We start from the raw sequence: 21,135 nt of genomic DNA, 5'->3' as shown, positions 1-21,135 counted from the left end.
TGTGCTTGTTAAAGTGAATATTTCAATACCACCTCACGGAAAATCAACACTTTCTTTTTAACATAGCCAAAATAAAAAAGAACCTGCTAATAAAAACAATTTGTTTATTAGCAGGTTCTATATAATTTATTGTTTCCCAAAAGATGCAGGCATTAGAACAGCGATCACTTCACCACGAGCGCAGAGAACTTCTCCTGCAAATACTTCTGTAGTAACTTTGAATTTTTTAGGATGAATTTCTTCTACCTGGCCAATTGCTTTTAGAACAATTTTCTGCGGAGTTGGTTTTAGGAAATCTACATGCAAGGAACCAGTAACAAAGCGAGGTGGTGTTTCTCCACTACCTGGTTCAAATCCATTCTTTCGATGTAGAGCAAGCGATGCAGAACCTGTACCATGACAGTCGACTAATGCCCCAATTAGCCCGCCATATACGAAACCAGGTATCGCTATATGCTCTTCCTTCGGTTCATAAATAGTTACTGTTTGCTCTCCATCCCATACTGTACGAAAGTGATGCCCTTCTTTGTTCATTCTCCCACAACCATAGCACCAAGCAAAATCCTCCGGGTACTCATCTTGAATCGCGCGAATTATTTCTACCATTTTAATTCCCCCTTTAGAAAACCATACAAAAAAGCTATCTGTACGTCAATACAGATAGCACTATATCTTTTAATATAGGTCCACTCTACGGTCTTTAAAAACCGGAATCCTTTTTCTTACTTCTTCCACATCATCCATGTTTACATCTACTAAACCTATTGTTTCTTCATCAGCTCCAACCCAAAGAACCTCGCCCCATGGTGCGATTACCATCGAATTTCCGTTAAATGAATTGTTAGGATCTTCTCCGACCCGGTTTACTGCAACGATGAAACATTGATTTTCAATCGCCCGAGCTTGTAATAATATTTTCCAATGATCAACTCTAGTAGCCGGCCATTGAGCAGGTACAAAAATAATTTTCGCTCCTGCCAATGAATGGGCACGGAACCACTCTGGAAAACGCAAATCATAACAGATAACGCCACCCATTTCGACATCATTCAGCGTGAAGATATTTTTGCTTGTTCCTGCCTCTAAGTATAGATGCTCATCCATTAATTTAAACAAATGCGCTTTATCATATTCAGCAATCAGCTCTCCAATATTATTTACTACGTACATCGTATTAAAGAAATGATTGTTTTTTTTTGTTGAAACGGAGCCTCCAATAATATGAATATGTAACTCACTAGCTAACCGAGTTAGGAGATTTTTAGTTTCTTCTCCGTTTATATCAGCTGTTACTTCAAGGTTTGTTAAGTCATAACCAGTATTCCACATTTCAGGCAGTACGACGATTTCTGCATTTAACATCGCTGCTTTCCGAATCTTTTCTTCTACTTTTCTAAAATTTTCTTTTGGGTTACCAAAAGCTATATTTAATTGGACACATGCAATTCTCATTTTTGACACCCCTATAGACATAATAATAAAAAGGTTATAAGATTTGACTAACAAATGCAACTTATTAGAAAACGAGGTTACGAACATGGAATTTTCAAACCGTTTAAAAAATCTACCTTCACAGTTTTTTGCTACACTAGTAAAAAAAGTTGGAGACGCAGTTTTAGAAGGTAGAGATGTGATTAATCTTGGACAAGGTAATCCTGATCAGCCTACTCCTGAGCATATTGTACAAGCACTGCAGGAAGCGGCAGCCAATCCATTAAACCACAAGTATAGTCCATTTCGTGGAACTGGAGAATTTAAAAAAGCGGCAGCCAATTTCTATAAACGAGAATATAATGTTGACATTGACCCTGAAACTGAAGTAGCGATATTATTTGGCACTAAAATTGGCTTAGTAGAGCTCCCGTTGGCACTGATGAATGAAAATGATTTAATGCTACTTCCTGACCCAGGCTATCCTGATTATTTATCTGGGGTAGGACTTGCTAATGTAGCGTTTGACACGATGCCATTACTCAAGGAAAATAATTTCCTTCCTGATTACAGTTCCTTAACAGAGGAGCAAAAACAAAAAGCTAAACTTATGTACTTAAATTATCCAAATAACCCCACTGGCGCTATCGCTAATTTAGACTTTTTCCAAGAAACTGTTTCGTTGGCAAAAGAAAAGGACATTGCCATTGTCCATGATTTTGCATATGGTGGAATAGGTTTTGATGGAGAGAAGCCAATTAGTTTCTTACAAGCTGATGGTGCAAAAGACGTAGGTATTGAAATGTACACATTGTCCAAAACGTATAATATGGCTGGCTGGAGAGTTGGTTTTGCTGTTGGGAACGCTAAAATTATTGAAGCTATAAATATAATTCAAGACCACTTATTTGTTAGTCTCTTCCCTGCCGTACAGGATGCTGCAACGGTTGCACTCAATAATAGTCAAGAATGTGTAAAGGAATTAGTGGATTTATATGAGAGCAGACGAAATGCTCTTATTGAATCTTGTAACAGTATTGGTTGGCAGGTGAATGCACCAAAAGGTTCCTTTTTCGCATGGTTACCTGTTCCCGATAATTTTACAAGTGAAGCTTTTGCTGATTTACTTTTGAACGAAGCCGATGTAGCAGTTGCTGCTGGTAATGGGTTTGGTGGATACGGCGAAGGGTATGTTCGCGTGGGTTTATTAGTGGATGAAGTTCGATTAAGAGAAGCAATTACACGCATTGGAAAGCTTAATTTATTTTAAAAAAGTGCAGCCCATTAATATAGGGCTGCAATTTTCATTTATGTAGATGATTAGGTTTTTCTTTATTCGTTTCTACAGGATAAAACTGATTAGCTCCTGTTTCTTCGTCAAACTGTCTCTTAAACTCCATATCAACAGTTTCTGCCAACACTAGGTCTACTGTAATAACAGGATTTTCACCTTTAATAAAATGACCACCAAAAATATTGCCATTTTGGTCACATATTGTACCGTGGAAATGCGTTTCAAATTGATCATCTCTTTGGCATACAACTCCTGTACCCTGCAAGAACTCAATTGGCCCCTCTTTCACAACAAGATTATTGTATCCTACACCTATAGGGGAATCTTCATTTGGTACTAAATACACAAATCCACATCTTTGAAAACTACCAAAACAACTAAGAATTGTAGCGGATTGAATTCCATTTACTTTACACAATTCCTCTATCCCTTCCAGCAGATCAGTTCCATAAACTAAACGTGCGCTCACTATCTTCCCTAGCTGCCCTACAGCATAATTTGCTCTAATTTTTGACAACGCTTACACACTCCCTATGTATAATTATTTATTGTTATTAAACATAAACTAATTCGAATGATATATGCAACTATAAAAAAAGTCTGTTGACTTTAATAATTTGATGTAGTAAATTATATTTTATGAACTGTTGGAAAACTTAATAGCTGATATCTCTTATCAAGAGTAGCTGAGGGACTGGCCCTATGAAGCTCGGCAACCATCCATATATTTTTTGTATATGGAAAGGTGCTAAATCCTGCAAAACATTTTGTTTTGATAGATAAGAGAGGACAAACGTATGTATGCGCCTCTCTTTCTACTGGAAGAGAGGCTTTTATATTTATACAACGTTCTTAATAATTATTCGGAGGAATGACAAATGAAAAAGATTGGTTTTTTATTATCAACGGTATTATTAACTGGAACTCTTGCAGCTTGTGGGTCTGACGCTGCGTCAGAAGCTAAAGCAATCAATGAAGACAAAATAGTAGTAGGAGTAACTGCCGGACCACATGAACAAATTGTAGAAGTAGCTGCAGAAGTGGCAGCTAAAGATGGTTTAGAAGTAGAACTTAAAGTATTCTCTGATTATATTCTACCTAACACTGCATTATCAGAAGGTGATTTAGATGCGAATAGCTATCAACACGAACCTTTCCTAGACACGTTTAACGAGGATCACAGTACTGACTTAGTACCAGTAGGAAAAACAATTTTAAATCCAATGGGTGTATATTCAGAAAAATATAAGTCAATTGATGATCTACCAGACGGTGCAACTTTTGGTTTGCCAAATGATCCAACGAATGGCGCGCGTGCACTATACATTTTAGAAGAACATGGCTACATCAAAATTAAAGAAGACAAAAGAGAAACAGCTAGTATTTATGACATTGAAGAAAATCCAAAAAACCTGGAATTTATTGAACTAGAAGCTGCTCAAATACCAAAACAATTAAGTGAAGTAGATGCAGCTGCCATTAATACGAACTTTGCACTTGAAGCAGGAATTAGCCCAAAAGAGGACTCTATATTATTAGAATCTTCTAACTCACCTTATGTAAACTTTGTGGTTGTTCGTGCGGAAAATAAAGATGATCCAACGATTCAAAAATTTGTAAAAGCATATCAATCGGAAGAAGTACGAAAGTTTATCGAAGAAGAGTTTAAAGGTTCTGTATTAGCTAGCTGGGACGAATAATGGACTTGAAAACGTTACCGACTTCGGTAGCGTTTTCTTTAGAAAGGAAGATAGTAAATGATTGAGTTAGAAAATGTATCGAAAGAATTTAAAAGCAAGAGTGGAATAGTAAAGGCAGTAAACCAAGTAAATATTCAGGTAAATAAAGGAGAAATTCATGGAGTCATTGGATATAGCGGTGCTGGTAAAAGTACACTGATTCGATGCGTAAATTTACTCGAACAGCCAACGGAAGGCAAAGTTTTTATTAACGGTGTTGAACTTACTTCCCTTCCCCTCCCTAAATTGCGTGAAACCCGCAATAAAATTGGCATGATATTTCAAGGATTTAATCTATTAAAAACAGCAACTGTTTATGATAATATCGCCATTCCACTTAAGCTACTTGGATATAATAAAGCGCAAGTAAAAAAACGAGTGGATCAATATTTAGAAATAGTTGGATTAACTGACAAGCATACAAACTATCCAAACCAGTTATCTGGTGGCCAAAAGCAGCGTGTTGCAATTGCCCGTGCACTAGCGCAGGAACCCGAAGTATTGCTTAGTGATGAAGCAACAAGCGCACTGGACCCAGAAACTACTGATTCCATATTAGATTTGCTTCTAAAGATAAATCGAGAATTAGGTATTACTATACTTTTAATCACGCATGAAATGAATGTCATTCAAAAAATTTGTGATCATGTATATGTCATGGAAAATGGAGAAATTGTTGAACAAAATACAGCTATTAATCTATTTACTAACCCTACACACCCTACAACTAAAAAGTTTTTAAATACAATAAGTCAGCGTAATTTATCCACTTCTTTAATTTCTCAGTTAAATGTTACGGGTGCAGTCACTCGCTTAACATTTGTCGGAGAAAGCACTGGAAAACCTTTATTAGCTGAAGTAAGTCAAAAATTTAATGTCCAACCGAACATATTAACTGCCAATATTATCGAACTTAAAAATGGCATTGTCGGAAATATAGTGGTCCATTTAATTGGCGACAAGGACCAGGTTAGAAATGCTATACACTATTTAGATTCTCAAGGTGTAGCAACGGAAGAACTGGAGGGACAGTCTCATGAGTAGAATCGATCAATTTATAGAACAATGGCTACCGATTATTGGTGAGTCTGTTGTACAAACATTTCAAATGGTGGGTATCTCCCTATTTTTCTCTGTATTAATCGGGATTCCATTAGGTATTTTAATCGTCCTGACTAGACCTGGCCAGGCATTAGAAAACAAATTTATATATCAAATTACTAATTTAATCATAAATATTGTACGTTCTGTTCCCTTTATCATTTTACTATTTTTCATAATTCCTTTTACAAGATTAATAGTTGGAACAACTATTGGAGTTCAAGGCGTTATCGTGCCATTAGTAATTTATACAGCACCATATATTGCTAGACTAATGGAATCTGCTCTTTTGGAAGTGGAAAATGGTGTCATTGAGGCTTATACCGCTATGGGTATTAGTACACGCGCAATCATTTGGAATGTCTTACTTCGAGAAGCTCGACCTTCTATCGTTTTAGGATTAACCATTTCAACGGTCAGCTTAATCGGTGCTACAGCAATGGCAGGTATGGTTGGTGCAGGTGGTTTAGGTGACTTGGCATATCGTTTCGGACATTTACGTTATGAAGTTGATGTAATGTATGCAACAGTAGTAATTTTAATCATCCTAGTACAAAGTATTCAATCTATCGGAAATCGTATTGCAGCAAATATTAAAAAAGACTAGCAGGAGGCGAACTTATGACGAATCTTTTATATGTGGAACGAAGTGGATCAATCGCAACACTTGTATTTAACCGAGTGGATAAGAAAAACTCATTCTCCCTTGCTATGTTCAAAAAGCTCGGTGAAACATTAAATGATTTAGAGAATGATCAGCAAGTTAAATTGTTAATCCTTAAAGGTGCAGATGAAACTGCTTTCTCCTCTGGTGCAGATATAACAGAGTTTCTAGAAAATCGCTTTTCTGCCCAAAAAGCAAAGGATTATAATGATGCAACACTTGAATCAATTGAAAAATTATATCGTTTCCCCAAACCTACTATTGCCCTTATTAAGACATTAGCAATTGGGGGTGGATTAGAACTTGCTAATTCCTGTGACTTCCGATTCGCATCTTCTGGTAGTAAGCTTGGTATAACCGCTGCAAACATCGGCATTATTTATAACCTTGTAAGTACAAAACGATTAGTTAACCTTATCGGAATTACAAAAACAAAGGAATTATTGTATACTGCAAAACTAATCACAGCAGAAGAAGGAAAAGAAATTGGCTTAGTTGACTATATTTATCCGATGGAAGAGATAGAGGAAAAGTGTCATGAGTTCGCTCATCAAATTATCCATAAGTCTTCCGTTGCAAATAACGGTATTAAACAAGTAATTCAAGCAATTATTGATGGTGATAATGAAGAAACAAAACAAATTGAAGAACTTATCTTAGATTCTTTCAGCTCCGATGACTATAAAGAAGGCATCCAAGCATTCTTAGAAAAAAGAAAACCAAATTTTACATAAGAGGTGTTTCATATGTCCACGAATGATCTATTATTAAAAAATATTGGAGCAAACTCCCATTATCCTATTAACTTTGCAGAATTAGAAGAAGGAGCAAAACAAATATTAGAACCCGGTCCATTCGGATACATTCGTTCCTCTGCTGGTGGTGAAGAAACATATAAAAAAAATACAGAATCTTTTTTTAAGTATTCTATCATCCCACGTTTTTTAACGGATGTATCTACTTTAAATACAGAAGTGACGATTCTAGGCCATACATATCCCCACCCCCTTCTCATTGCTCCCGTCGGGGTGAATAAAATTGCACATGAAGATGGCGAATTAGCGGTATCTAAAGCTGCAGCAAAATTCGGATTTTCTTATATTCAAAGTACGGTATCCAGCTATTCTATTGAAGAAATTGCAGCCGAAACAAAAGGTAGTTCTAAATGGTTCCAATTATATTGGTCTTCTCAAAATAAAGAAGTTTCCTTTAGTATGGTAAAAAGAGCAGAAGCAGCGGGCTATGAAGCAATTGTAATAACAATAGATACTACGATGCTTGGCTGGCGAGAGGAAGATATTCGCAATCAATACTCTCCATTGAAACGCGGATTCGGACAAGGAAATTATGCATCAGATCCAGTATTCATGGCTTCACTTAGCGATCATTCTCAAGAGACTATCGTAAATAATATTCTAGAAAATATCTACCACCCTACTTTAAATTGGATGAATATTTCTGAGTTACGCGAGCATACAACTCTACCAATCCTAATAAAAGGAATACTTCACCCAGAGGACGCTAAACTTGCTGTTGAAAAAGGGATGGATGGAATAATCGTCTCGAATCATGGAGGACGCCAATTAGATGGTGTTATTGCTAGCATTGATGCCCTACCAGAAGTCATCCGAGTAGTAAACGGGAGAATTCCTGTTTTATTTGATAGTGGAATTAGAAGAGGATCAGATGCAGTAAAAGCTTTAGCACTTGGAGCCACTGCAGTCTGTATTGGTCGCCCCGTCATATGGGGATTAGCTACTGGGGGCCAAATCGGTGTGGAACGTGTATTAGAGAACTTCCTACAGGAGTTTAGAGTTTCGATTTCGTTAAGTGGTGCTCGTAATTTAGAGGAAGTTAAAAATCTTCAGCTATTAAAAGATTAACGGAAAATATAAGGTGGTAGATATACGATGGAACAAGCATTAAAAGGTATGAAGGTACTTGATTTATCGCAGGTTCTCGCTGGACCCTATTGCACAATGGTTTTAGCGGATATGGGTGCTGAAGTTATTAAAGTGGAAAAATTTCCAAGTGGTGACGACACTAGAAGTATGGGACCATATATAAACGAAGAAAGCTATATGTATATGATGGTAAATCGTAACAAACGCGGGATATGTATTAATTTAAAAACAAAACAAGGACTAGAAGTATTATATAGACTTATTAAAAATGCGGATGTTTTTATCGAAAATTATCGACCTGGTGTTACGAAGAAACTTGGAATTGATTATGATACGCTGAAAGCTATAAACCCGGCGTTGATATATTGTTCTATTTCCGGCTATGGCCAAACAGGGCCTTATAAAGACAAAGGTGGCTATGATATTATGGCCCAAGGACTTTCAGGGCTGATCGATATGACTGGAGAAAAAGCTGGAAAACCTGTCAAAGTAGGCATTGCAATACACGACATTGCAGCTGCACAAACCGCCATCCAATCTATTTTATCCGCCTATATTTATCGGTTAAAAAAAGGTGCTGGACAATATATCGACGTCTCCCTAGTAGATTCTGGTCTCGCATGGACTGTGTGGGAAGCAGCAGCATATTTTGGCAAAGGTGAAGTACCACAAAGAAATGGTACAGCACATCGTGTTTCTGCTCCATATCAAGGCTATAAAACACAAGATGGATTTATACTTATTGGAGCAGGTAATCAGAAACTGTGGGAAAAATTTTGTTTACACGTCGTTCATAAACCGGAATGGCTCACGGACGAACGATTTTTAACAAATAGTATTCGAGCAAAAAATGCTAGCCAACTAGAAATAGAAATAGAGGAAGTTTTAAGCGAACACCACTCCTCCTACTGGCTAGATTTACTAGATTCAAGTGGCGTCCCTTCTGGACCTATCTATTCGTATGACCAAACATTGAATGATGAACATATTCTATCAAGAGAAATGATAGTAGATTATGTACATCCGATAGCAGGTCCAATGAAAACACTAGGTTTTCCAGCTAAATTTTCCGAGACACCAGGACAATTCAGAACTGCAGCTCCCCTACTTGGTCAGCATAACAAAGAAATACTTTTGGAGCTTGGATACACAGAAGATGAAGTAAGAACACTATTGTCCGATAAAGTTATGAATGAGTAATTGTTGTTATGGGGCATTGTATTGCTTTAATGGGCTATGCGCTATAGTTTAAGAGCTATTTCCAAATTTTAATGGGCTATTAGGACGTTCTCAAAATCTATAGAGACTTTTATGGGCTATCTCCAGCATTTTATGGGTTATATCAAAAGCGCAAGCGCCTATGTCAGCCCCGACAAGGGCTGGAAGAATAGCAATAAAGGCGTTCTTTGCCTTTATTCGCTAGTCTGAAGCGACTCGAGCGGCTATGCGCTGGAGTCTGGACAGAGATTCACTTGTAGAAAGTTATCTACATGTCAAAAATTCCATAATTTCCTAAAGTATAAAAAAAGACCGATTGCAATGTGCAATCGGTCTAAATAATTGGCTGCAATAGTGTCCAAATTACTTTTCCCTCTTCTGGACTATCGGGCGTGATAGCCATAGAATGTGGATAGGCTAAAGCGGGAGCTTTCAAACGATAATAATTTGCCACGTAAGCATTATCTTCGCTTGCCAAATCATACGCGTCCTGTGTTTCTTTAGAAAAAAAGCTTTTCTTTTTCTCCATTGCCCAACGGAACCAGCTAAAAAACGCATTATCTGAATCCTGGTAGTGACTCATTAAACTTTCCGCTTCCTCTAATCTATTTAAAGCGATTAGTGTCGCAACTGAAGGATAGCGAACCCCTTGATTGTCCGATGGATTTAATTGTAAAATTTTATTGAATAGATTAAAAGCTTCTTTGAACATCTTCTGCTCAAAACACCATAATCCGTATTTAAACAGGGCTCTCAAATATGGTCTGTTCGGTAAATATCCCCATACGGACTCAAAATTCGGATCAAACTGTTTTTCTCCAATGCTAATCGCTTCTTCAAAAAATACAGACCGTTCCAGTTCATTATCTACTTTTAACAAGATTGCATCAATATTTTGAGGGTCGAGCTCATAAGCAATTGAACCTAGTCGTTCCCGTTCAATCAAATCCATAGAGATATACGCCTCATATGCATACTTTTGTGAAGCTTCTTTATCATTTACAGGGTTAAATTCTTTATCTTTATAAATATCTATATATCTACTCATCTCTTTCTCATTTTTAATAGAAATCTTGCTAAGATGCATACCCATTTTCCAGTTTGAAAATTCTACTAGATTTGCATCTGTTCCTACTTCAAAGGCAAATACAGTATTCTGAGTTAGTTCTTCTTTTGAAATTTCATGCTCATAAAACTCCTTGAATAATTCTTCATATTTGTTAGCCGTAGTAGTTGAAACTTCTAAAAACGATGAGATTTCTTTCTTTGTCCAGATATAAGAAATGATAGAATTTAGCATACCAAACTGCAAGGCCCCTGCCACTAACGCAGTAGGTTTTTTAATCCCCTTAGGAATACCTTTTCTTTGAATATATTCGATAAAGATGTACATTAGCTTATCACTCTTGATATCCATTTCTACTAGACTACTATGTAAAATAGAAATTAGCTCCAGCTCTTCTTCACTAAATAGCTCCTCGATGGAAGTTTCTTTATCTCCTAAAATTACATAGCATTCAATAATATACTTATTATAAAAATCAAGTACTGATTCACTCTTGCTGTTGGTATATAAAGCCTTTACACGTTCAACAAGTGCTTCATCTTTCGCAGGGAATACGATTAAAGAATTTAATAATTTATAGTATCGTTCTTGTTGCCTGGAATCTAATAGAAAATGCCCAAAAATAAAATCTCCCACTCCTCCTTCGAATGGATTTGGAATTTCTATCATTACCTTTTCTTCAGAAAATACATCCACAACTTCCGCACTATTATTACTTATTTGCAAGATAGTTCCAAGGATTATATTAGGATTCATCCAACCTTCTAAAACAGTTTGAACTCTTGGTCTTTTCGATTTGGCTGATTCTCTTTCTAAATGCATTTGCCAAATATCTACACGATGATTGAAGTAATAACAATCTCCCATAATAGCACTCACTTTATCATTATCGAATCGATCTGATAAATATTCTTCTCTGTCACCAATCCACTCATAAATTTCGTTTGTTTCCTTTTTAGTCGGGTGAGCATGAAAAAAGTTTAGTAGCACTTGTTCTAAATCTTTATTTAGTTCTTCATCTATTGAAATAATATTTTCTTTCTTTAAACAACAAGCTTTATATTTTTTCCCACTATTACAGGGACAAGGGTCATTTCTACGAGTCATTTGTTAAACTCCTTTTCATCGAACCATACTTTCATATCGTTCCAATTTCTATTAGAATAAAAGACATTCTTCGTCTCTACTATGAATTTCGTTGACTGTTAGAAGTGCATAAAATCGTTGGATTACAGCCTCATTTAAACCGTGCTCGTTTCGAATTTCCTTAATGTCTTTAGAGATAATCCGGAGTAAATCATGATCTCTTTCAAGTTTTATAACAACATCTCTTAAAGCCGGATTCTCCTCCACTTTTTCTTGGTAGAATCCTGATTCCTCAGCATCTGCATGGCTAATAACTCTTGTTTCCCAGTAATCTAATAGGTCGTCCGCAGCAAAATTTGCTGCTTCTAGCTCACGTGATCTCAATAATTCTAAAAAGTTATTCGTTTTTTGTATGGCACCTGACAATCCTCCTTCATGTATAGCATGGTGTGAATGCAACTGTTTCAATGCTGGTCCGGGTTTAGTCATTTTCATGCTCCTTTCTTATCCACCAATATAAGACATATTTATTTTTGTACGGTTTTTAGCAGTTTCTTCTGTTCTTTCATCTGAATACCGATCCGTTCTAAGCTCCCACACATTCTTGATAGCATCTGATAACTCATCATTTGTTGCTCCATTTCGTATGAGTTCTCGTAAGTCAAATCCATTTGTAGCGAATAAGCATGTGTAAAACTTTCCATCAGATGATAGTCGTGCTCTCGTACAAGACGAGCAGAAAGATTCCGATACTGATGTGATAAAGCCTACTTGAGATTCAGTTCCTACATATCGATAACGTTCAGCAACTTCACCAAAATAATCTTTATCTACGGGCTCTAAATCAAATTCTTGTTGTAGCATCGTTAAAATTTGTTTTTTTGTTATTACTTTTTCAAAACTCCAGGCGTTATCATTTCCAACATCCATAAATTCAATAAAGCGAAGAGTAATTCCTTGTTCTTTAAAATACTTAGCCATTGGAATAATCTCTTGATCGTTCTCATTTTTTTGGACGACCATATTTACTTTAACTTCAAAGCCAAGATTCTGTGCAAATTGTATATTTTCTAAAATGAAAGAAGATTTAATCCCTCTTCCATTGAGATTTCCAAATAAGTTTTCATCTAATGCATCAAGACTTATATTGAGTCTTGTTAATCCAGCATCTTTCAATTTTTGACCATATTGCTTCAATAATACTCCATTTGTAGTTAGACCTACGTCTTTAATATTGTCCAAAGTGAGCAGTTTTTTAACCAGTTCATCTATATTTCTTCGCATTAACGGCTCTCCGCCAGTTAATCGAATTTTTCTAACACCAAAACTTTCAAAGATCTTTGCTAATCTTTCCATTTCTTCAAACGTTAATAGTTCCTCTCGAGGTAAAAACACATAATCATCACCGAAAATTTCTTTAGGCATGCAGTATGAACAACGGAAATTACAGCGATCGGTTACTGAAATTCGCAGATCTTTCATTGGTCTATATAATCGATCTTGCAATATATTCACCGACATACATTTCACTTCCTTTTCATAGTGGTTTATTTATATTTTGGAACACAGAAGCTGGATTATCACTAATCTGATCTGCAAGAATCCACATTGTACTTACAGTTGACATAAACTGCATTACACTAAAATTTTTGTTCATTAAACTTTGATATATTTTTTCTTTCAAACTTCCACTCCATATGCTTACAAGCGGATGAAATATTTCTCCTTGTTTTACGGCTTTAATGTCTCCAGTAGAACGATAAAGCATTAACCGTTTTAACTCTTCACTTGTTATAAATGGCATATCACACGGAAGAACTACAAATTGATCAGCTTTTATGTTGTTCATACCCGTAAAGATACCAGCTAATGGTCCATCCCCAGAAAACCTATGATCATCAATAAGTAGGGAAAGATCCTTTGGAAATAAAGGCAATAACTCTTCTCTAGTAATAATAATCACTTCATCACATACTTTATCTAATGCAGCATAAGACAAGTTATAAAAAAACTGATTGTTCCATGTTGCGAACGCTTTGGGAGAACCAAATCTCCTAGACATTCCCCCAGCAAGTAAAATCCCAACTGTTTTCATCAGCCACCACTAACCGGAGGAATCAATGCAATTATGTCTTTTTCTTCAATAATATCTTCTGGTAAAGCATATTCCTCATTGATAGCAACCTGGATTATTCCATCTGATAGTCCTTCATATTTACGTTGAAGTTCCTCTAATAATTGTTTTACAGTTTTTCCCGAAAATATAAACTCTTCTTTATCTAATCCAGTCTTTTCCTTCAAACCTGCAAAATACAATACAGTAATCATTTTAGCTCTCCTTCCACTATTGGCTTCTGTTTTTGTTCTCCTATCCATTCCTGACCATTTTCCCAAATTTCTTTCTTCCATATTGGTACAATTTCTTTTATGCGTTCAATTGCATATTCATTTGCCTCATAGGCGACCTTACGATGAGGAGATGAGACGGCGATAACAACTGCAATATCCGATATTTCCAATTTTCCAATTCGATGGGCTATAGCAACTTTAGTGTTGGGCCATTGTTCTTCAATTTCTTTCCCAATTTGAGCAAGTTTTTTTTCCGCCATCGGTATATATGCCTCATATGCCAAATAAATAGTTCTTATTCCCTTAGTCCATTCCCGAACATGACCCGTAAATACTGTTACTGCTCCAGCAGATGCATGTAGCACCGCTTTTCTATAAGGTTCTGGGTCAATCACTGTTTCTACGATTTCAAATAATTTCAAGCTTATCTCCACCAATCCAATCTATTAACCATTCTTTTAATAGAACTGTATTTTCAATATGTATCATTGGATAATTTTCTATTTTCAGGTCACCGTGTACAATTACACAAACGATATTCGTCAGATACTGAAGTGTCTCCCAATCCTTTGAATCTCTCAAAATAACTACTTTCTCATAATGTTCCTGTTTGTATCCTTCTATGAAGATAACCTCGGGTTCACTGATTTTTGCTATTTGTACTAATTGCTGAAGCGTCCAATTATTCTTTGCTTGATGCATTTGAATCGTTTGATCATCTACAGCAATCGAGCATGTGGCTCCAGAAAGGAAAAACTTCATACTATCTGTTTCGCTATTAGGAAGATTTAGACCATTTGCATGTCCATGGTGCTTGATAACGGAAACTACTTTATCAGTTGAAATAAGTTCTTTAACCCAATTATCTATTAAAGTAGTCTTTCTACTATTTTTATACCCTACAACTTGTAAAATACTCACGACATCCATGAAGAAACACCATTTTCATTTCCCAATAATAGAACATCTACTATGTCACCTGCTACAAAATTTCTGGTGCCACCTGGGAGCACCATCAACGCATTACCTCTTGCAATCGACGACACTGCGTTAGATTTGTTAAAACCTGCGGGAGTAATAATTGCTTCATTCCCCTCAAACCTATACACACTTCGAACAAATCGAGTGAATGGATTAGGCTTTAAAAAGTCCTCTGTCAATTTTGCCTTTATATGAGGAGTATAGGGACAATTATTTAGCATCATATTTTCAATAGCTGGTTTTACAAACAATTCATAGCCCGTAAAACAAGCGGATGGATTACCAGACAGTCCAAACAGTAACTTACCATCTGCAAATGCTGCAGTTGTCACACTACCAGGACGCATAGCTACTTTGTTAAATAGTACCTCAGCCTGAAGTCTACGATAGATTTCTGGTAAATGATCGAAATCACCTACTGAAACTCCACCAGTAGTTATGACACAGTCAGTCTCCTCCCACACTTTTTTTACAAGTTGGAAACAGCTTTCTAAATCATCCGAAAGAGTTCCATAGTAACGAGATTCAATACCCCTTCTCTTTAACTGTGCTTCTATCATTGGTCCATTGCTATTACGAATTTTTCCTGGTGCTAATTCATCTTCTACCTTTAAAAGCTCTGTCCCAGTGCAAAGAATACCGACAATTGGTTTTTTTCTAACCTTCACCTTTGCATATCCAAAAGTTGCTAAAAGCGCTATAGTTCCAGGATGGATAAAAGTACCTAATGGAATCAACATTTCTCCCTTTTTCGAATCTTCACCCTGTAAAGAAATGTTTTCAAGCTGTTTAAATGGCTTGCGAATAGTAAAAGTGTTTTCACTTTCTACTGTTTGCTCTAACATGACAACTGCATCTGCACCTTCTGGAATAGGAGCGCCAGTCATAATTCGTACTGCCTCATACCTTCCAAGAGCATGTTTAGAAACTTGTCCAGCACCTATATGATCTATCACTCTAAAATGAATTCGATTATCTCCACTGGCACCAATCGAATCCTCTGAACGGATCGCAAAACCATCATATGGCGAATTATTAAATGAAGGCACATCATGCATTGCAATAATTGGTTCTGCCAAAATGTATCCATAACTTTCTTCAAGAGTAATTTCTATTATTGGCAATGCATTCGCTTTGTCCATTACACGTTTTATAGCATCTCTTACCGCAATTGGTTTTCTGATTTCTACCATTTTTAACAACTCCTTCTACTACACATGCTATAATTTGTTTATCCCACTTGAAAGGATGTAAATGATGTCAGAACTTACACACTTTAATGAACAAGGTCGAGCGAAGATGGTAGATATTTCGGAAAAAAACGAAACTACTAGAACTGCCGTTGCCGTTTCCTCTATCACTGTAAATGATACTATTAAAAGCCAAATCACCGATGGAACTAACAAAAAAGGAGATGTATTTGCCGTTGCACAAGTTGCAGGTATAATGGCTGCAAAAAATACTTCTACTATAATACCTATGTGTCATCCAATTCTCTTATCAGGAATAAATATTACATTCGAATGGTCTAGTAATGAAGAAAATGTAATTAATATCCAATCCGAAGTGAAAACTATCGGTTCAACAGGTGTCGAAATGGAAGCCCTTGTAGCGGCATCTGCTGCTGCCCTAACTATTTACGATATGTGTAAAGCGGGTGGCAAAGATATGGTTATCGGATCTACTATGCTAGTATCCAAAACTGGTGGCAAAAATGGCGATTATCAACGGGAAACTAGTGTCTAGTTTCTCGTTTTTATTTTGTCAATTCGAATACAATATGTTCAAGCTCCGGAAGAATTAGCTTATTTACCGCTAACTTAATAGCTCCGACAGATCCTGGAAGAACAAACACAGCTTTATCATTTACTACTCCAGCAACCGCACGACTAAGCATTGCTTTCGTTCCAACATCCTCCGTAAAACTTAGAAAACGAAAAAGTTCTCCAAAACCAGTAATCTCTTTAGTAAAGCTTGGTAATATCGCTTCAATAGTACAATCTCTTTTTGCAATACCTGTCCCACCAGTTGTAATTATGGCATCTATATTGTCATTACTTGTCCAAATTTTGAGTATAGCCTGAATTTCATTTATTTCATCCTTACATATTAACTTCTCCACCACATGTACAGATGCCTGCTCCAATAATTGTGAAATTAGTAATCCACCTTTATCCGTTTTTTCTGTTCTAGTGTCGCTTACTGTTAATATTGCAACGTTTAAAGTACGATTTAATCCAAATTGAGTTGACAATTGAATAGTCCCCCATCATTTATCCGAAAATTTCTGTATATAGTCTTCTTCCTAGGTTTACATCTTTTATACCGTGTATTAGCAATCTTCCATCTGCGAATAGTACCATTCTATGTTGTTCTCGTTGGAATTCTACAAAGTAAGGGGTTCTTTTCTTGAATGCTTTAATACTTTTTGTTAATTTTTCTGCGTCTTGTAACGTAACTTTCCTACCTGGACTTGGTAAAATTTGAACCGCATCTCTTCCACATAACACAGCATATTGTGATTGCTGATCTCTATCTAGAGATGGATATGTAGCATGTTCACCACATGTTTCACAAGTTTCTTTTTTAAGCTTTGAAATACCAATATCTAAAAACGTGTTATTCCAACAGTCAAAATGATGCACCTTTGAACGAATAGCTCCATCATTTCCAGTCAATAGTTTAAGAGCTTCTGTACATTGTGTAGCTGCAGTAATTTGAACTGCAGGAGAGATTATTCCAACGGTATCACAGGTTTCGTTGACAGTTGGCAAGACTGGTAGCAGACATCTGAAACACGCTGTTTGTTTCGGTATAAAGGGAAATATAACACCAGAGCTACCAACGCACGCTCCATAAATCCAAGGTATATTATGTTTGTATGCTGCATCATTGATCAGCTGTCTTGTTTCAAAGTTATCGGTGGCGTCCATAATTACATCTACTCTAGCAGCTAAATACTCTATTTGCGTATAATCTACGTTTTGTAAGTAAGTGTGCAAAACTATATTGGAGTTAATCGATTTTAATCTTTTCTCAGCCGCAACTACTTTTGGAAGCATTTCCACAGCATCTTCCTCTGTAAAAAGTTGTTGTCTTTGAATATTTGATAACTCTACATAATCACGATCAACTATATAAATTGTACCAACTCCTGCTCTCACCAATGTTTCAGCAATTGCAGAACCAAGTGCTCCACAACCAATAACCGCCACTTTTGCATCACTTAATTGTTTTTGACCAGATGCTCCTATATGTTTAAATAATAGTTGTCTTGAATATCGCGATTCCATTAAAACACTTCCTTTTAAGAAAAGCGCAAGCGCCAATGTAAGCCCCGACTATCGCTGGAAGGACTTTACGTAAAGGCGTTCTTTGCCTTTTCTAAAATCCTAAAGCGACTCGATGGGCTAGGCGCTGGAGCTAGACATATACTGAGTAAAAAGCATATTTAAATTTAAAATAGGGGAAGGCCCCCTATCTTTACGATTGGTTGCCCTCGTTGGTCCGGTGTTCAGTTATATCAGTAAAGGTTCCAACATATCTAACATCTTCACCTGTTTCATCTTTAACTGCACTAATATTTAACCATTCCAAAAATACTTCCCCATTTTTTTTGGTATTCCAAATCTCACCTTGCCACATTCCATCTTTTTGAATACACTTCCACATTTCATCATAAAATGCTTTTTCTTGACGATTAGATTTCAAGATTCTAGGAGTTTTCCCAATAGCTTCTTCCTCGCTAAATCCTGTCAAATGTGTAAACGATGGGTTAACTGTAACAATTGTACCAGCTGTGTTTGTTACCATAATTCCTTGACCAGTTGATTTGAAAACTTCCTGAGCTAATTTTAATCTATCTTGATAATACATAAATACTACTAAAACTAAACTTGCCAAAGATACAGAAGATAGTAGCATAAATCCTATTGAGTACTGTCCAGTTATTGAGAAAATCGTCGCTAATAATAGTGGTGGGAAAAATCCACCTAAACCACCCATCATCGAAACAATACCATTGGCAATACCAGCTTGTTTATTGAAATAAAATGGTACTAATTTAAATATTACACCATTTCCTATTCCTGCACTAATTCCTATAACAATACATCCAATTGTATATAGCATTATAGATGGAGAGAAAGCTAATAATATTGCAGCTATTGTATAAACAGAGAATACCCCCATCAATAGGAATAGCGGTTGAAATTTATCACCTAACCACCCACCAACTGGTCTTAAAACTGTGGCTACTGCGATAAATCCAGCAGTTCTTAAACCTGCATCGACTTTATCTAATTCAAAGTTACTCACTAGGAAATTCGGTAGATAAACAGTAAATGCCACAAACGAACCAAAAGTTATGAAATAGAATAAAGAGAAAAACCAAAGCTTATCATTTTTCCAAACACCTTTAATCTGTTCGATTATAGGTGTTTTTACTTTCACCTCATGTTTATCTCCAAGAAAAATATTAATAACTATAAATACTAATAGTAATATTAAATATAATTTAACTGTCAAAGACCAACCAATTTGAGTCGCAATCATTGGAGCTGCAAAAGTAGAAATAGCAGTACCTATATTTCCTGCTCCGTAAATACCATTTACAAAACCATGTTTTTCTTTCGGAAAGTATTTAGGTAATGATGTAACACCTACAGAGAAAACTGCTCCCCCAACCCCTAAAAATAGACCCCCGATTATTAAATCTATATAACTTGAAGCTTCACTTATATAAAACACGGGGAACATTAGTAGTACAAAGCTAATAAGAAATACAAGTCTTGCACCAATTACATTTGCATAATAACCAAGCGGTATACGTAATATAGATCCCAGTACTACAGGTATAGCAGTCAATATTGCTATTTTATCAGCTGGTATATCAATATCTTCCTTAATAAATGGAAGTAATGAAGAAATGATTACCCAAATCATAAAGCCTAAAACTAAGTTCATTGTCTGTAACGGCAATTGGACTTTCTTTATCATTCATATCACCTTTTCTAATTTGGTATTGAATGATTCACGTATTGATTCCCTACTATTATTTTAACTAAAATATGAAAAGTTTCTAATAGGGGACTCCCCTTAACGGCCAAGGGTATTCCCTAAAAAGATTATATTAATGTAGTTTCTTGATTTTACGGTAATTACTGAATGCTCATTCTTTGAAAATGACTCCTGTTTTAAAGTTTAAAGTATGTATTCATACGATTGTTTGTTTACTTAACACCATCATTTTAACAATAGTAACCAGGAAAAATGAGGTCGGTCCATTAAGTTCAAAACCTGTTTCTAGCGTTTTCAATATCATTGGCAGGAACTAAAAAGTAATTCGCATCCACACTCAGTAATTATTTTCTTATATTTTAAGAATAATTGAATCATATTTTATCTTTACTTGCTCTCATCTTTTAATTACTTACTCCCATCTGTGGATTACTTGCGGTCGTATAGAATTTACTTGCTCAAAGCCTATATTTACTTGCGGACTATTACCTTTTACTTGCGGAATGGATAATTTCACCAAATTACTTTCCCATTTCACAGACTGAATGTGTAGAATTGAATTACTTTTGTTTTGTTCTCTATTCACGTGGGAGAATGCAAAGGATAGTGTTTACTTGTATTTCATCGTGTTTACCATTAAGCACAAGGGATTGAACCCGTGTCCATGGAAATCGATGTGTATTTTAGTTCTCATCACTCTGTAGTGAAATTAATACAAATAGAAAAAATAACCCATAGAGTGAAATGAGTTATTTTAAACAATTAAAGTATTCAGTTGTTCTAACAATTTATCTTGGTCCACTGCTTTCATCACTCGATCAGTCATAGGAAACAATACAGATTCTTCTTTTACAAAATGAACCATTAACACTTCGAAGGCTTCACCTGCGTCCTTCGCTATTCGTTTCATATCATCTAGGCTTAAATGATCTATACCTGCTCTAGTATGATGTAAAAAATGACCTATATATGCATCTATTTCTTCATGCTCTGCTTCGATAGTTACTATTGGACCTTGTTCTGTTCCAATATAATGCCCTAATAACGGGAAAAAGAACTTTTCTTCTTTATCAGTATGATTTTTAAGAGGCTCTAAGAAATCGATTAACAGCTTACGTAGCACCGAGAACTCTGTACGAGCTTCAATTTCCTCATATGCATCGTTTTCAAAGTTTAAAACGATCGCATGCCATTCATTCATTAAGTGCATTAAATATTGATGTTCGTTTTCTAATATTCTCATAGCTGGAACGGGACTTTGGAAATTAGCATTAGCCATTATT

23 protein-coding genes and 1 riboswitch are annotated in these 21,135 nt (G+C 36.0%); of the genes, 8 read left to right on the top strand and 15 right to left on the bottom strand.

What is annotated here, in order from left to right:
* Positions 1-126: 126 nt before the first annotated feature.
* Both MKY29_RS08765 and MKY29_RS08760 read right to left on the bottom strand, forming a co-directional pair.
* Complete coding sequence (locus MKY29_RS08765; RefSeq protein ID WP_093494736.1) at positions 127-606, bottom strand: PaaI family thioesterase; 480 nt, start codon at positions 604-606, stop codon at positions 127-129.
* Between the two features lie 69 nt (positions 607-675).
* Positions 676-1,452 (bottom strand): carbon-nitrogen family hydrolase, encoded by a 777-nt coding sequence (locus MKY29_RS08760; protein ID WP_340879542.1) that lies wholly within the window; start codon positions 1,450-1,452, stop codon positions 676-678.
* An 85-nt stretch (positions 1,453-1,537) separates the two neighbouring features.
* Here MKY29_RS08760 and MKY29_RS08755 point away from each other — a divergent pair, with 85 nt between their 5' ends.
* The gene (locus MKY29_RS08755; RefSeq protein ID WP_340879541.1) at positions 1,538-2,701 is read left to right on the top strand and encodes a pyridoxal phosphate-dependent aminotransferase; all 1,164 of its coding nucleotides are present in this window, start codon (positions 1,538-1,540) and stop codon (positions 2,699-2,701) included.
* Positions 2,702-2,735: 34 nt separating this feature from the next.
* Here the strand turns inward: MKY29_RS08755 and MKY29_RS08750 are convergent, their stop codons facing one another.
* Positions 2,736-3,242 (bottom strand): PPC domain-containing DNA-binding protein, encoded by a 507-nt coding sequence (locus MKY29_RS08750; RefSeq protein ID WP_269915707.1) that lies wholly within the window; start codon positions 3,240-3,242, stop codon positions 2,736-2,738.
* A 153-nt stretch (positions 3,243-3,395) separates the two neighbouring features.
* Positions 3,396-3,511: riboswitch (SAM riboswitch) on the top strand.
* A 92-nt stretch (positions 3,512-3,603) separates the two neighbouring features.
* On the opposite strand from MKY29_RS08750, the gene MKY29_RS08745 reads away from it, so the two are divergent.
* From MKY29_RS08745 to MKY29_RS08720, 6 genes are read left to right on the top strand one after another with little or no spacing between them, the layout of a single operon-like run.
* The gene (locus tag MKY29_RS08745; RefSeq protein ID WP_241600306.1) at positions 3,604-4,425 is read left to right on the top strand and encodes a MetQ/NlpA family ABC transporter substrate-binding protein; all 822 of its coding nucleotides are present in this window, start codon (positions 3,604-3,606) and stop codon (positions 4,423-4,425) included.
* 57 nt (positions 4,426-4,482) lie between these two features.
* Positions 4,483-5,508 carry a methionine ABC transporter ATP-binding protein gene (locus MKY29_RS08740; RefSeq protein ID WP_340879540.1) on the top strand — a complete coding sequence of 342 codons (1,026 nt, stop codon included), beginning with the start codon at positions 4,483-4,485 and terminating at the stop codon, positions 5,506-5,508.
* Positions 5,501-6,172, top strand: a complete 672-nt coding sequence (locus tag MKY29_RS08735) for a methionine ABC transporter permease (RefSeq protein ID WP_093494733.1) — start codon at positions 5,501-5,503, stop codon at positions 6,170-6,172. Before MKY29_RS08740 ends, MKY29_RS08735 begins: the two co-directional genes overlap by 8 nt.
* 14 nt (positions 6,173-6,186) lie before the next feature.
* Positions 6,187-6,963 (top strand): enoyl-CoA hydratase/isomerase family protein, encoded by a 777-nt coding sequence (locus MKY29_RS08730; protein WP_340879539.1) that lies wholly within the window; start codon positions 6,187-6,189, stop codon positions 6,961-6,963.
* Between the two features lie 12 nt (positions 6,964-6,975).
* A complete protein-coding gene (locus MKY29_RS08725; RefSeq protein WP_340879538.1) occupies positions 6,976-8,112 on the top strand; it encodes an alpha-hydroxy-acid oxidizing protein in 1,137 nt (378 codons plus the stop codon).
* 27 nt (positions 8,113-8,139) lie between these two features.
* On the top strand, positions 8,140-9,333 hold the full coding sequence (locus tag MKY29_RS08720; protein WP_093494730.1) for a CaiB/BaiF CoA transferase family protein: 1,194 nt from the start codon (positions 8,140-8,142) through the stop codon (positions 9,331-9,333).
* Positions 9,334-9,685: 352 nt separating this feature from the next.
* On the opposite strand, the gene MKY29_RS08715 is transcribed toward MKY29_RS08720, so the two are convergent.
* From MKY29_RS08715 to MKY29_RS08680, 8 genes are read right to left on the bottom strand one after another with little or no spacing between them, the layout of a single operon-like run.
* On the bottom strand, positions 9,686-11,524 hold the full coding sequence (locus tag MKY29_RS08715; RefSeq protein WP_241600295.1) for an SEC-C metal-binding domain-containing protein: 1,839 nt from the start codon (positions 11,522-11,524) through the stop codon (positions 9,686-9,688).
* A 51-nt stretch (positions 11,525-11,575) separates the two neighbouring features.
* The gene (locus MKY29_RS08710; protein ID WP_340879537.1) at positions 11,576-11,992 is read right to left on the bottom strand and encodes a hypothetical protein; all 417 of its coding nucleotides are present in this window, start codon (positions 11,990-11,992) and stop codon (positions 11,576-11,578) included.
* A gap of 15 nt (positions 11,993-12,007) precedes the next feature.
* Positions 12,008-13,024 (bottom strand): GTP 3',8-cyclase MoaA, encoded by a 1,017-nt coding sequence (gene moaA / locus MKY29_RS08705; RefSeq protein ID WP_340879536.1) that lies wholly within the window; start codon positions 13,022-13,024, stop codon positions 12,008-12,010.
* 16 nt (positions 13,025-13,040) lie between these two features.
* Positions 13,041-13,598: a molybdenum cofactor guanylyltransferase gene (locus MKY29_RS08700; protein ID WP_241600290.1), complete on the bottom strand. Its 558-nt coding sequence runs from the start codon at positions 13,596-13,598 to the stop codon at positions 13,041-13,043.
* Entirely contained in the window at positions 13,598-13,831 is a 234-nt protein-coding gene (moaD, locus tag MKY29_RS08695; protein ID WP_241600288.1) for a molybdopterin converting factor subunit 1, read from the bottom strand. Before moaD ends, MKY29_RS08700 begins: the two co-directional genes overlap by 1 nt.
* Positions 13,828-14,274, bottom strand: coding sequence for a molybdenum cofactor biosynthesis protein MoaE (locus tag MKY29_RS08690; RefSeq protein WP_090561584.1), 447 nt, complete (start codon positions 14,272-14,274; stop codon positions 13,828-13,830). Before MKY29_RS08690 ends, moaD begins: the two co-directional genes overlap by 4 nt.
* Entirely contained in the window at positions 14,261-14,773 is a 513-nt protein-coding gene (mobB, locus tag MKY29_RS08685; RefSeq protein WP_241600286.1) for a molybdopterin-guanine dinucleotide biosynthesis protein B, read from the bottom strand. The genes MKY29_RS08690 and mobB overlap by 14 nt, the downstream gene beginning before the upstream one ends.
* A complete protein-coding gene (locus tag MKY29_RS08680) occupies positions 14,770-16,026 on the bottom strand; it encodes a molybdopterin molybdotransferase MoeA (RefSeq protein WP_241600284.1) in 1,257 nt (418 codons plus the stop codon). Before MKY29_RS08680 ends, mobB begins: the two co-directional genes overlap by 4 nt.
* 64 nt (positions 16,027-16,090) lie before the next feature.
* On the opposite strand from MKY29_RS08680, the gene moaC reads away from it, so the two are divergent.
* Complete coding sequence (gene moaC, locus MKY29_RS08675; RefSeq protein ID WP_090561589.1) at positions 16,091-16,579, top strand: cyclic pyranopterin monophosphate synthase MoaC; 489 nt, start codon at positions 16,091-16,093, stop codon at positions 16,577-16,579.
* Positions 16,580-16,589: 10 nt separating this feature from the next.
* On the opposite strand, the gene MKY29_RS08670 is transcribed toward moaC, so the two are convergent.
* The 4 genes from MKY29_RS08670 to MKY29_RS08655 all read right to left on the bottom strand — a co-directional run bounded on the left by MKY29_RS08670 (position 16,590) and on the right by MKY29_RS08655 (position 21,131).
* Entirely contained in the window at positions 16,590-17,087 is a 498-nt protein-coding gene (locus MKY29_RS08670; protein ID WP_340879535.1) for a MogA/MoaB family molybdenum cofactor biosynthesis protein, read from the bottom strand.
* A 19-nt stretch (positions 17,088-17,106) separates the two neighbouring features.
* The gene (locus MKY29_RS08665) at positions 17,107-18,126 is read right to left on the bottom strand and encodes a ThiF family adenylyltransferase (protein ID WP_340879534.1); all 1,020 of its coding nucleotides are present in this window, start codon (positions 18,124-18,126) and stop codon (positions 17,107-17,109) included.
* Between the two features lie 190 nt (positions 18,127-18,316).
* On the bottom strand, positions 18,317-19,831 hold the full coding sequence (locus MKY29_RS08660) for a nitrate/nitrite transporter (protein WP_340879533.1): 1,515 nt from the start codon (positions 19,829-19,831) through the stop codon (positions 18,317-18,319).
* Between the two features lie 775 nt (positions 19,832-20,606).
* Positions 20,607-21,131: a hemerythrin domain-containing protein gene (locus MKY29_RS08655; RefSeq protein WP_340879532.1), complete on the bottom strand. Its 525-nt coding sequence runs from the start codon at positions 21,129-21,131 to the stop codon at positions 20,607-20,609.
* Between the last annotated feature and the right edge of the window lie 4 nt (positions 21,132-21,135).

Origin of the sequence: Psychrobacillus sp. FSL K6-2365, from assembly GCF_038003165.1 — a bacterium.
Taxonomy (GTDB): Bacteria; Bacillota; Bacilli; order Bacillales_A; family Planococcaceae; genus Psychrobacillus; species Psychrobacillus psychrodurans.
The sequence above is the reverse complement of the archived record's forward strand: the minus strand, read 5'-3'. Positions and strand labels throughout refer to the sequence as shown.